The 11,637-nt window shown below is 38.7% G+C and carries 12 protein-coding genes and 1 other RNA gene; 8 read left to right on the top strand and 5 right to left on the bottom strand.

The features are described 5' to 3' along the window. Nucleotides 1–3: 3 nt before the first annotated feature. Nucleotides 4–639, top strand: coding sequence for a 16S rRNA (guanine(527)-N(7))-methyltransferase RsmG (gene rsmG, locus GFH32_RS02470; RefSeq protein ID WP_153509567.1), 636 nt, complete (start codon nucleotides 4–6; stop codon nucleotides 637–639). Nucleotides 640–818: 179 nt separating this feature from the next. Here rsmG and GFH32_RS02465 read toward each other — a convergent pair whose 3' ends face one another. After that, a complete protein-coding gene (locus tag GFH32_RS02465; RefSeq protein ID WP_153509566.1) occupies nucleotides 819–1,052 on the bottom strand; it encodes a hypothetical protein in 234 nt (77 codons plus the stop codon). Between the two features lie 95 nt (nucleotides 1,053–1,147). Here GFH32_RS02465 and dprA point away from each other — a divergent pair, with 95 nt between their 5' ends. From dprA to GFH32_RS02435, 6 genes are all read left to right on the top strand, one after another. After that, nucleotides 1,148–2,248 (top strand): DNA-processing protein DprA, encoded by a 1,101-nt coding sequence (dprA, locus tag GFH32_RS02460; protein WP_153509565.1) that lies wholly within the window; start codon nucleotides 1,148–1,150, stop codon nucleotides 2,246–2,248. Nucleotides 2,249–2,280: 32 nt separating this feature from the next. Beyond that, on the top strand, nucleotides 2,281–3,822 hold the full coding sequence (locus GFH32_RS02455; RefSeq protein ID WP_153509564.1) for an MFS transporter: 1,542 nt from the start codon (nucleotides 2,281–2,283) through the stop codon (nucleotides 3,820–3,822). Nucleotide 3,823: 1 nt separating this feature from the next. Beyond that, on the top strand, nucleotides 3,824–4,051 hold the full coding sequence (locus GFH32_RS02450) for a DUF6814 family protein (protein WP_153509563.1): 228 nt from the start codon (nucleotides 3,824–3,826) through the stop codon (nucleotides 4,049–4,051). Between the two features lie 83 nt (nucleotides 4,052–4,134). Then, an RNA gene (gene ffs / locus GFH32_RS02445) (signal recognition particle sRNA small type) lies at nucleotides 4,135–4,232 on the top strand. 97 nt (nucleotides 4,233–4,329) lie between these two features. After that, nucleotides 4,330–5,172 carry an acetyl-CoA carboxylase, carboxyltransferase subunit beta gene (gene accD / locus GFH32_RS02440; protein WP_153509562.1) on the top strand — a complete coding sequence of 281 codons (843 nt, stop codon included), beginning with the start codon at nucleotides 4,330–4,332 and terminating at the stop codon, nucleotides 5,170–5,172. 242 nt (nucleotides 5,173–5,414) lie between these two features. Next, a complete protein-coding gene (locus GFH32_RS02435; RefSeq protein WP_228384199.1) occupies nucleotides 5,415–6,812 on the top strand; it encodes a sialate O-acetylesterase in 1,398 nt (465 codons plus the stop codon). Between the two features lie 186 nt (nucleotides 6,813–6,998). Here GFH32_RS02435 and GFH32_RS02430 read toward each other — a convergent pair whose 3' ends face one another. Continuing rightward, nucleotides 6,999–7,340 carry a hypothetical protein gene (locus tag GFH32_RS02430; RefSeq protein WP_153509561.1) on the bottom strand — a complete coding sequence of 114 codons (342 nt, stop codon included), beginning with the start codon at nucleotides 7,338–7,340 and terminating at the stop codon, nucleotides 6,999–7,001. A 103-nt stretch (nucleotides 7,341–7,443) separates the two neighbouring features. On the opposite strand from GFH32_RS02430, the gene GFH32_RS02425 reads away from it, so the two are divergent. Then, nucleotides 7,444–7,779, top strand: a complete 336-nt coding sequence (locus GFH32_RS02425) for a MerR family transcriptional regulator (RefSeq protein ID WP_153509560.1) — start codon at nucleotides 7,444–7,446, stop codon at nucleotides 7,777–7,779. A 1-nt stretch (nucleotide 7,780) separates the two neighbouring features. Here GFH32_RS02425 and GFH32_RS02420 read toward each other — a convergent pair whose 3' ends face one another. Genes GFH32_RS02420 through mutS form a run of 3 tightly spaced genes read right to left on the bottom strand, consistent with a single transcriptional unit; the run spans nucleotide 7,781 to nucleotide 11,615 of the window. After that, nucleotides 7,781–8,275, bottom strand: a complete 495-nt coding sequence (locus GFH32_RS02420; RefSeq protein WP_153509559.1) for a metallophosphoesterase family protein — start codon at nucleotides 8,273–8,275, stop codon at nucleotides 7,781–7,783. Nucleotides 8,276–8,289: 14 nt separating this feature from the next. Further along, complete coding sequence (locus GFH32_RS02415) at nucleotides 8,290–8,997, bottom strand: tRNA1(Val) (adenine(37)-N6)-methyltransferase (RefSeq protein WP_153509558.1); 708 nt, start codon at nucleotides 8,995–8,997, stop codon at nucleotides 8,290–8,292. A gap of 11 nt (nucleotides 8,998–9,008) precedes the next feature. Next, nucleotides 9,009–11,615, bottom strand: a complete 2,607-nt coding sequence (mutS, locus tag GFH32_RS02410; protein WP_153509557.1) for a DNA mismatch repair protein MutS — start codon at nucleotides 11,613–11,615, stop codon at nucleotides 9,009–9,011. Nucleotides 11,616–11,637: the final 22 nt, after the last annotated feature.

Below are 11,637 nucleotides of genomic sequence, written 5' to 3'. Positions count from 1 at the left end.
ACAGTGAATCCAACAGTCGATATCATTTACCAGCATTTTCCGAATCTTAGTGAAAAACAAAAACAACAGTTCGCTCAGCTAGCTGAAGTCTATCCATTTTGGAACGACCAAATTAATGTGGTATCTCGAAAAGATATCGAAAGTTTATATCTAAAACACGTTCTTCATTCGCTAGGAATTGCAAAATTCATTACCGAATTCACCAAAGGCACAAGGATCCTTGATGTAGGAACTGGGGGTGGATTTCCCGGTATTCCACTAGCTATCATGTACCCAGACGTTCAATTCCATTTAGTAGACTCTATAGGCAAGAAAATTAAAGTGGTACGCGGTGTCGCCGAAGCACTTGGATTAACCAATGTAGAAGCCGATCACATGCGTGCGGAACAAATCGACTACAAGTATGATTTCATCGTTTCTAGAGCTGTGACACGTTTGGGAGAATTTATCCCTTGGATCAGAAACAAATTCGAAAAGCAAGACAAGAATGGTATTCCAAACGGCATTCTTTATCTAAAAGGTGGAGATTTAAAAGAAGAAATTAAGGAAGCTAGAGTAAAAGCAGAACTTCATCCCCTTTCAACATACTTCAAAGATGAGTTCTTCGACACGAAGTATGTGGTTTACGTTCCAATGTAACATTTAAGAATTCGCATAACCATCAGGTATCCGTATAAAACCTAATGGTTAAAAATCGAGAGAGGCAACCAAAACGCACTTCCTCTTCATAATTACCATGCGCTAACTATTGCTTAGTTTATTAATCAATAGTTAGCGCATTTTGATTTCCGCGACTTTGTAGCTTACCTAAATAGCAGTTATTCGCTGATATTCTTACTAATTTCAGCGCCAATCAAAAGAATCTCTTCATCCATTCCAAATAAAGGCAATCCAGATTCTGGGTGGAGCTTCAACCAACTTGTTTCTGTATCTTTTATTATCTGAACATATTCCTCACCATCTTTAAAAATGGTATATGTATCCTTTTCATCTGGGAATACCGAATAAGTAATACCGTTTAATTCTATATCAAAAGGCTCTTGTAATTCCATAAACATTTTTTTGAAATGCAAAGTTAACCATAAATTTCCATTAGAAGCTTGCACAGGGAGTACTGAATAATTATCTTTAACAGAACTAACCATTTATGAGTGTCGTAGAGAAGATTGCATTAACCAAAATCAAGGGTATTGGACCGAAGTATAGTCGACTGTTGTTGGCTTATTTTGGTAATGTAGTTGACCTTTTCTCTAGCTCTAGCCAACAGCTTAACGCAATCCCAGGACTTAACAGGAATATTGTACAGCAGATTAAATCAAAAGCTTGTTTTATTGAAGCCGAAGCCGAACTACGTCATGTAGAAAAGCATGGTATTGATCTGTTGTGGATTGAAGACAACGATTATCCTAAACGTTTAGTGCATTGCGAAGACGCTCCAATGCTCCTTTATAGCTATGGCAGGGTCGATTATAACGCTCAAAAAGTAGTGAGTATCGTTGGAACTCGAAATGCAACAGCCTATGGCAAGCGAATTATTGAGGAGTTAGTGGACGGTTTAAAAGAAGCTGGAGTTCTAATTGTCAGCGGTCTCGCGATGGGCATAGATGTCCTAGTACACCTCGCAAGTGTAAGAAGAAATATACCAAACATCGCTGTCCTTGGACATGGACTAAGTAGAATTTATCCTTCTCAACATCGCGATCTTTCCGGTGAAATCATCAACAATGGCGCTCTATTAACAGAATTCGCATATCAAACACAACCCGATAAAAGTAACTTCCCGATGCGTAATCGCATAATCGCGGGATTGTCGGACGCTACAATTGTCGTCGAAGCAGGCGAAAAAGGAGGCGCATTGATTACGGCTAGATTAGCCAACGAATATAACCGCGATGTATGCGCCTTTCCGGGCGCGATCGATCAACCTTACTCTAGCGGCTGTAATCGACTGATAAAAGACAATGAGGCACATCTTATACGTAATAGTCAAGATTTGTTAAACCTAATGCAATGGCAGCGCGAAAGTGATAGAACAGCTGAAGAAGGAATTCAACTGACTTTGATCCCAAACTTTACCGACGATCAACGTATCATTTATGACTTTCTAAAAAGCAAGAAAGAAGCAAGTGTCGACGACATCTCCTGCTTTAGCGATTGGCCTCAAAGTAAGCTAGCGGTCGTCCTTTTGGAAATGGAAATGGCTGGATATATATACGCACTACCTGGAAAAATATACAAAATGCTATAAAATAAATAATACCTAATAAACCTAAACTAATCATGCAAGAACAAGTAAGTAAAAAAGGAATCTGGAAAGTCATTGGCGCCTCCTCATTAGGAACGCTCATTGAGTGGTATGATTTCTTTATTTTTGGAAGTTTATCCATCGTTATCTCAACAAAATTTTTCCCCGCAGACAACCCAACAGCTGCCTTTCTATCGACATTAGCCACCTTTGCAGCAGGTTTTGTTGTCCGCCCATTTGGCGCTTTATTCTTCGGTCGACTAGGTGATATGATTGGCCGTAAATATACATTTATGGTGACTCTCATACTTATGGGAGGTGCGACATTCCTCATCGGTTGTATCCCAAGTTACGACAGTATAGGCTACTTTGCGCCTGCCATCGTATTAGTTCTTCGTCTGTTACAAGGTTTAGCTTTGGGCGGAGAGTACGGAGGAGCAGCAACTTATGTTGCAGAACACGCACCTAAAGGCGAACGCGGCTATTGGACTTCATGGATTCAAACGACCGCGACATTTGGCTTATTCATCTCTTTGGTGGTCATCTTAATCACTAGAGCACTATTATCCGAAGCCCAATTTGACCAATGGGGATGGCGCGTTCCATTCTTATTGTCTATCCTGATGGTGTATGTATCCTATCTTATTCGTAAGAATATGGATGAATCTCCAGAATTTCAAAAAGCAAAATCTGAAGGCAAAACATCAAAAAGTCCACTTCAAGAAAGTTTTGGTAACAAATACAATTTAAAATTTGTGCTACTTGCTCTATTTGGAGCAGCGATGGGACAAGGTGTAGTTTGGTATACAGGACAGTTTTATTCGATGAGTTTTATGAAAACCGTCATGAATTTAGACTCCGATCAAGCCGATATGATATTGGGGATTGCACTACTCTTTGCTACTCCTTTTTTCGTCGTCTTCGGCCGCCTATCTGATCGTATAGGGCGAAAATGGGTGATGTTGACAGGTATGTTGCTAGCCGTCTTAACCTACCGACCTATATACGAAGCCATGTATCAGGTTACCAATTTGAAGAACAAGACCGAAGTTGCCGCAGCAGTTAAATCAGAACCAGTAGAAGTATCAACAGAAAATGGATTTGACAAGATTAGCACCACGCAAACAACATATACCGATGGAACAAGTCTTAAAACTTCGGAGACTGCGCATTACTTTGCGAATGGTGTAGAAAAACCAAATAGCGAAGGAACCAACATAACCGTTAAAAATACGGTACACATTGAAGGTGCCAATTATTTCTATCTCATCTTCTTGATTTTTATTCAGGTAATTTACATCACTTTAGTGTATGGACCAATCGCGGCCTTCCTTGTAGAAATATTCCCTGTCAAAATACGGTACACCTCCATGTCACTTCCCTATCATATTGGAAATGGTATTTTTGGGGGACTCTTACCAGCGGTATCTACTTATTTGGCTAGTAATGCCAAAATATCGAATAACCCAACCTTTTATTTAGAGGGATTGTGGTATCCGATTATTATTTCCGCCGTATGCTTTATTATAGGAGCATTATATATTAACAAAAACATGGTAGCTAAAGACTTAGATTAAGATGGAATCATTAAAAAAGATATTAGGAATTGTTTGGATAATCCTTGCACTTCTAACCGCATATTTCTGTATTGCCAAATTTGGAATCCCAAAAATTGTATCCGGACACCAAGAAGATGTCGTATTCGGCATTATAATCCTGTTTATCTTAACCCCAATTATCACTTGTGGATTAGGGATATTTGGATATTACGCGCTAAAAGGCGAGTACGATAAAGAGAAAATGTAATTTTTCCTGACTGACTGTCAGCAGGATAACTCGGTAAGACAAATATGTTTTCCAAAACATTAAAATTTTGTTAATTTTGCCGTGGGTAAGTCCTTTACGACCAGCTCCCATTGACTCCCCCAGGTTGGGAACAAAGCAAGGGTATTTGGTTGAGCGGTGCGATAAAGGGGGCTTACCCATTTTTTATTTAATACCAAGTAAACCTCATCCTCATTTCGATTTCTCCCACTACATATTAGATATTTTTTGTTTATTTGTAATCCGATTAACATTAGTCTATGAGTTGGTTTAAACGAAACAAAGCAGGAATTCATACTGCGACAGAAAATAAAAAAGAGGCTCCTGATGGCATGTGGAATAAATGTCCTAATTGCAAGAAGCCCCTTTTAAACGTTGAGCAGGTAGAAAACAAGTTTGTCTGCCATTACTGTGATTACCACATTCGAATAGGTTCAACTGCCTATTTCTCTATATTATTTGATAATAATGAGTATACAGAGCTTTTCCCAAATCTAAAAGCTGGTGACCCCTTAAACTTCATCGATTCAAAACCTTACAAAGATCGTCTTGTCGAAAGCCAAGCTAAAACTGGCTTAAATGATGCATTACGTTCTGCTGTAGGAAAGTTAGAAGGACAGGAAATTGTCATCGCCTGTATGGATTTTTCATTCATTGGAGGTTCTATGGGTTCAGTTGTAGGAGAGAAAATTGCACGTTCGATTGATTATTGTATTGAGCACAAACTACCGTTTATGCTTATTTCAAAATCTGGTGGTGCACGTATGATGGAGGCCGCATTCTCGTTAATGCAGATGGCTAAAACATCAGCGAAATTAGCTTTGCTAGCACAAGCAAAACTTCCTTACGTCTGTCTATTAACCGATCCAACGACTGGAGGTGTTACTGCATCATACGCTATGCTAGGTGACATCAATATCGCGGAGCCTGGTGCATTGATAGGATTTGCTGGCCCGCGCGTAATTAAAGAAACTATCAAGAAAGATCTGCCGAAAGGATTCCAAACATCGGAATTCGTTCTTGAGCACGGATTTTTAGACTTTATTGTTGACAGAAGACAACTAAAAGAAAAAGTTGCAACTTTCTTGAAACTCGTAAAATAAGAAAAACATACAATCAAGATATGTAAAAGCTACCCTATAGGGTGGCTTTTTTCGTTTCTGAGCTCTTCCATTTAACAAGCCTATCCATTTTATTCAACAAAGGAAACATCCTATTGACCCGCAACCTTCCGACTACAAGCAACTATCACGGAGCAATAAATAAAACCAATAATATCCCTGTAAGCACAGGACAGCAAATAATATAGATTGTTTACCTTTATAACTAAACCTATAACAACACTATGAAATTAAAAACAATTACACTTGCCTTTATTGCGAGCATGTTGATTTTTCAATCCGCAATTGCTCAGCTTCGGTTGCCAAACGTGCTTTCCGATCATATGGTATTACAACGAAATACTGAAATCAACTTCTGGGGATGGGGCGGATCGAATCGACCAATAAAAGTTATTGGCTCGTGGTTTACAGATACCGTAAGTACAAAAGTCGATTATAACGGAAAATGGTCGTTAAAACTTCCCAAGGGCGAAGCCGGAGGTCCATATCAGATCAAGGTAATTTCGAACAATGAATCTATTCTTTTAAATGATATCCTATTAGGGGATGTATTTCTATGTTCTGGTCAGTCGAACATGGAATGGGGAGGAAATCAAAACCTAAAGGAAATTATGGACGAACTACCGAGCGCAAACAATCCGAATATTCGTTTGCTACAAGTAAGTCGCATTGCCGCAAATAATCCACAAGAAGACATCAACAACAACTGGTCTACATTGAGTGCAGAAACCTTAAAACCATTTTCGGCAATCGGATATTTTATAGCAAAACAACTAAACAAAGATTTGAATGTACCCATTGGCGTTATCAACGCAAGCTGGGGAGGTACAGGTGCAGAGGTCTGGACACCTAATCATCTCATAGAAAATGACCCTTTCCTATTGAAATATGCGAAAATGCAAGATATAAATGCATATCGCCCCTACGAAGGTGGTGTACTATGGAACAGCATGGTGCATCCCTATGCAGGATATAATCTAACAGCTGCCTATTGGTACCAAGGAGAGAGTAACGTAGGCTATTACCCGAGTTATGATAAACTTATGAAAACTCTTGTTACCTCTTGGAGAGCAGCATGGAATTATGACTTCCCATTCTACTTTGTTCAGATAGCACCCTATGCTTACAATAGTAAAAATGAACCGAGAGCTGCGTACTTACGTGAATTACAGTCAAAGACGGCCTTAGAGCTTCAAAAATCAGGCATGGTAGTGATTACTGACCTAGTTGATGATATAAAAAACATACATCCAAATCTAAAGAAAGACGTTGCAAAACGATTAGCAGATATGACCCTTGCTGAAGTATACGACAAACCGATAAAGGACTGCAAATCGCCAATCTATAAATCGCATGTTGTAAAGGGAAACACCATTGAAATATCTTTCCATTACGCTGAAAACGGATTAAAGTCGAAAGGTGATATCACAGAACTCTTTATTGCGGGCGAAGACCAACAATTTCAGGTAGCAAAAGGAACAATTAAAGGAGATAAACTGATTGTTCAATCGAAAGAAGTAAAAAACCCAGTAGCTGTACGTTTTGGGTTCTCGGAAACTGCAATGCCAAACCTATTTAATAGTCAAGGATTACCAGTTTCTCCATTTAGAACTGATAAATAAATTAAAAGAGGAAGTTTTAGACATTAGTCATAGCACATAAAACCCATGTAATGGGACAATGATGGCATCGTTAGTGGTTAGTCATTAGATTCCAAATCTTTAATTGGATCATTTGACCTACAACCAAATTATAGGGTACCATTAAAAAACAAGAAAACAACATTCTTTATGTGCTGCGACTAACGTCTAATTTCGAATAAAAGCAAAGGGCTTTCTCGTTTTAAGATATTCCATATCATGTTGATTGCTAAAAGCCTCCCGTTCGAATGAAATATGAAAATATGCAGTATTAAAATCCTTATGTTGCAATAAGCGGTAAAGGAATTCGGTTAAATACCATATATAAAATGGGATAATGAATAGTTCTAATGCTTGACGAATATGAATTCGCTCATGATTCAATAGAATTTGATCTGACTTATCAATCCGATAGCGTAAAAAAATAAACGGAAAGATCGTAATCGCTTGCGCTTTCCCGAAAGAAAAAAACCTTGTCCAGAAGTTGCTGACGATAACCTTACCTCTCATAGGGTTAAATTTACAAAATAGGTACCAACTTTATTAAAGTCTTGCTTTTTTTGAATATCAAAACTAGGTTGTATATTTGTTTGTATCATCAACGCGAAAACACATGCCTTATAAAGATCGAGAAATTAATAAGTTGTATTACACCATGGGAGAAGTCACCGAAATGTTTGGTGTCAATGCTTCCCAAATTCGATTCTACGAGCGTGAATTTGATATTCTTCAACCGAAGAAGAATAAAAAAGGAAACCGTTTATTCACACAGAGTGACATTTCCAATTTGAAGATTATCTTCAATTTAGTAAAAGATAAAGGCTATACTTTACAAGGTGCACGCGATTTCTTACGTAGCAACAAAAACGAAGCAAAAGAAAACCAACGCGTTGTAGATTCATTAGAGAAATTAAAAAGCTTTTTACTTGACGTGCGCGACAGTCTATAGACTAGTACCGAGGGTTTAACTCAATTACTTCCAGATTCTCAATCTTATCCCCATTAACATCAAACCGCATCAATGTTCTAACTTGATGCCAGCCCTGCTTACCTGCCGCTCCAGGATTCAAATGCAATAAACCTAATTTGGGATCAAATTGCACTTTCAAGATGTGTGAATGACCACAAATAAAGAGCTTCGGAGGATTCTTCTGTATTTCAGCACGTACTAAAGGATTATACTTACCTGGATAACCGCCAATATGGGTCATCCATACATCTACCCCTTCGCAATTGAAACGTAAATTTTCCGGATATTCAAGACGTATTGGCTTATCATCGATATTCCCATACACTCCTCGCAAGGGTTTGAAAGCACGCAGTTCTTCAATCACCGCCATATCACCGAAATCTCCCGCATGCCATATTTCATCACATGCTTCGAAATAAGTAAAAACTGCAGGGTCTAAGTAGCTGTGTGTATCTGATATTAACCCGATTCTCATATGATATCCTCTTATTAAAAAGCGAGAAAGAATGGTTTTAATAATTCACGGTAAGCATCCGAGTGTTCAGCTCGTTCTTTATAGATAACAAAACGTTCAGTAGCCTTATCGGCTCCTTCTTGCTTACCAAATGTTAGCACCAGGCGAATGGCTTCTGCATCGTCAAAGGAATGTATTTTAAGCTCCTCCAGCAGATGTAGTTCATTTCTTAGCGCACTACCTACCAAAAACTCTTTTAATTCCACAGGAACGATAATTTGAAGTTTACCTTCCCTATTCAAACGCTGAGAAACGAAAAGCATCAAACCTTCAAAAAAAGTAGTATCCGTATGCTTTGCTGTTTTTTTGCGTTCATCCGGATTGTGCAAGGAATTGATGTAAAAAGGAGGATTTGAAACAATCAAGTCGAAAGATTCCGTACAATTCCATAGAAAGATATCCGAGTTAACCAGTGATAGTCGTTTAGCAAACGGAGACACAGAGAAGTTCTCTTGTGCCGTTTGTGCCGCTAATTTATCAATCTCAACAGCTACAACTTTCGCCTCTTCGAAACGCTGCGCTAGCATTAAAGCGATTACCCCAGTACCTGTCCCGATATCTAAAATCTGTTGAGGATTTTTTGCGCTAGCAAACGCGCCTAAGATTACACCATCCGTATTGATACGCATTGGGCAATCTTTTTGATCCACTTGAAACTGCTTAAATTGGAATATACTCCCCATCTCTTTCTGTATTAATTCTTCAACAAACGTTGAATTTCATCCAATTTCATTAAAGCCTCAACAGGAGTTAACGTATTAACGTCTAAATTATTTAACATATCGCGAATCTTTTCCAATACCGGATCGTCAATAGCAAACATCTGCAACTGATAAGCCTGCTTCTGAATCTTACGCATGCTATCTTTGATTTTCTCCCCTCCTGTGCGTTCCTGCTCTAGACGTTTTAGAATTTCACCCGCACGGCCGATTAGTTTTGGTGGCATACCAGCAAGCTTAGCAACGTGAATACCAAAGCTATGTTCAGATCCTCCAGGAACCAATTTGCGTAAGAATATCACTTTATTATTCACCTCTTTCACACTCACATTATAGTTCTTAATGCGTGGCATCGAATTGCAAAGTTCATTCAATTCGTGATAGTGTGTGGCAAATAACGTTTTTGCTCGAGCTGTCGGATGACTATGCAAATATTCGGCTATCGCCCAAGCAATAGATATACCATCATATGTACTTGTTCCACGTCCGATCTCATCCAATAGAATTAAACTGCGATCAGATAGGTTATTCATGATACTTGCCGTCTCATTCATTTCGACCATAAAAGTCGATTCCCCAGACGACAAATTGTCGGAGGCCCCGACCCTAGTAAAAATCTTATCAACGACGCCAATAGCAGCTTCCTTTGCGGGAACAAAAGAACCTATTTGCGCCATCAGTACAATTAAACCGGTCTGTCTAAGTAAGGCTGATTTACCCGCCATGTTAGGACCCGTAATAATAATGATCTGCTGATTCTCGGGATCTAAGGAAGTATCATTCGTAATGTAGTCCTCTCCAATTGGGAGATTCTTCTCGATAACGGGATGACGACCACCTTTTATTTCCAGCTCTTTCCCATCGTTAACTTCAGGCTTGACATAAAAGTTACGCTCAGCGATTGTTGCAAAATTTAACAATACATCGAGCTTTGCAATCAGTTGTGCATTTAACTGAATGGGTTTGATATATTCTGCGATGGATATTAAAAGTTCCCCATATATTCTGTTTTCAATTAACTGGATTTTTTCTTCCGCGCCAAGAATCTGCTCTTCATATTCCTTTAACTCTTCGGTAATATATCGTTCAGCATTTACTAAGGTTTGTTTTCTTATCCAGCCCTCAGGCACCTTATCCTTATGGGTATTCGTTACCTCTAAATAATACCCGAACACATTGTTAAAAGCAATTTTCAGTGACGGAATTCCCGTTAATTCAGATTCTCTTTTTTGAATCTCCAACAGGTAATCTTTACCTCCAAACGCAACTTTACGTAATTTGTCTAGATCGGCGTCAATACCATTGGCAATCACGTTTCCTTTATTTAAAGCAACAGGTGGTTCTGCTTGTAAAGTCGTCTCGATTTTTTCACGAATTAATGCACAAGGATTTAATTGTTCTGAAATGATTCGCAACGCTTCCGAAGATGGAACATTTGTTAACTCCTTAAGCTTCTCAACAGCATATAAAGCACGCTTTAGCTGGCTAATTTCACGAGGATTTGCTTTCTGTAAGCCAATCTTACTAATTAGGCGCTCCAAATCCCCTACTTGCTTGATCTCATGAATCAACTGTTCTCGCAATTCTCGATTCTTGTGAAAGTACTCTACAACTTGTAAACGCTCATTAATAGACTTCACATCTTTTAGAGGCATCACAATCCAACGTTTCAACAAACGTGCACCCATTGGGGAAGATGTTTCATCGAGTACGTCAGATAGTGTGGTTGCATTTTCATTTTGAGAACCAATCAATTCAAGATTACGAATCGTAAAGCGATCTAACCACATATATCGTTCTTCCTCAATTCGAGAAATATTTGAAATATGCTGTAGATTACGATGCTCTGTTTCGTTTAGATAATGTAGCGCAACACCCGCCGCAATGATCCCAACAGGTAAACGATCAATACCGAAACCTTTCATTGAATTTACTTCAAAGTGCTTATGTAAACACTCTGTTGCATAATCTCCCGAATAAGGCCATTCATCCAACGGATAAGTATAATAGGAAGATCCAAAATGTTCTACAAACTCTTTATACTGCTTTTTAGGAAGGATAATTTCGGTCGGCTTAAAGCCTTGCAATAACTTATCAATATAATCAAAACTACCCTGAGCAACTAAGAACTCTCCAGTAGAAATATCTAAAAAAGAAATCCCAACAATCTGCTTGTCAATAAACAGCGATGCTAAGTAGTTATTTGATTTCTGCTGAACAATATTTTCACTATAGGACACGCCTGGTGTCACTAATTCTGTCACGCCTCTTTTTACAATGGTCTTCGTTAGTTTGGGGTCTTCCAACTGATCGCATATTGCTACCCGCTGACCAGCACGCACCAATTTTGGCAAATAAGTTTCTAAAGAATGATGTGGGAACCCAGCTAACGCAGTTTCCGATTCCGAGCCATTTCCACGCTTTGTCAAAACGATGCCTAATATTTTAGCCGCTTTCATCGCATCCTCTCCAAACGTCTCGTAAAAATCGCCCACTCTAAACAACAATAATGCGCCAGGGTACTTGGCCTTAATGGTGTTATATTGCTGCATTAAAGGGGTTTGCTTCTTTTCTTTTGCCAAGGTATTTTATTTTATATATAAG

Origin of the sequence: Sphingobacteruim zhuxiongii, assembly GCF_009557615.1 — a bacterium.
Taxonomy (GTDB): Bacteria; Bacteroidota; Bacteroidia; order Sphingobacteriales; family Sphingobacteriaceae; genus Sphingobacterium; species Sphingobacterium zhuxiongii.
The sequence above is the reverse complement of the archived record's forward strand: the minus strand, read 5'-3'. Positions and strand labels throughout refer to the sequence as shown.

Bases quoted from the DNA above. Each gene is read 5' to 3' on its own strand.
- GFH32_RS02420 (WP_153509559.1), bottom strand. From the start codon at position 8,275: ATGAGAATCGGGTTAATATCAGATACACACAGCTACTTAGACCCTGCA.
- GFH32_RS02450 (WP_153509563.1), top strand. From the start codon at position 3,824: ATGGAATCATTAAAAAAGATATTAGGAATTGTTTGGATAATCCTTGCA.
- GFH32_RS02465 (WP_153509566.1), bottom strand. From the start codon at position 1,052: ATGGAATTACAAGAGCCTTTTGATATAGAATTAAACGGTATTACTTAT.
- accD (WP_153509562.1), top strand. From the start codon at position 4,330: ATGAGTTGGTTTAAACGAAACAAAGCAGGAATTCATACTGCGACAGAA.
- dprA (WP_153509565.1), top strand. From the start codon at position 1,148: ATGAGTGTCGTAGAGAAGATTGCATTAACCAAAATCAAGGGTATTGGA.
- GFH32_RS02455 (WP_153509564.1), top strand. From the start codon at position 2,281: ATGCAAGAACAAGTAAGTAAAAAAGGAATCTGGAAAGTCATTGGCGCC.
- GFH32_RS02435 (WP_228384199.1), top strand. From the start codon at position 5,415: ATGAAATTAAAAACAATTACACTTGCCTTTATTGCGAGCATGTTGATT.
- GFH32_RS02425 (WP_153509560.1), top strand. From the start codon at position 7,444: ATGCCTTATAAAGATCGAGAAATTAATAAGTTGTATTACACCATGGGA.
- GFH32_RS02415 (WP_153509558.1), bottom strand. From the start codon at position 8,997: ATGGGGAGTATATTCCAATTTAAGCAGTTTCAAGTGGATCAAAAAGAT.
- GFH32_RS02430 (WP_153509561.1), bottom strand. From the start codon at position 7,340: ATGAGAGGTAAGGTTATCGTCAGCAACTTCTGGACAAGGTTTTTTTCT.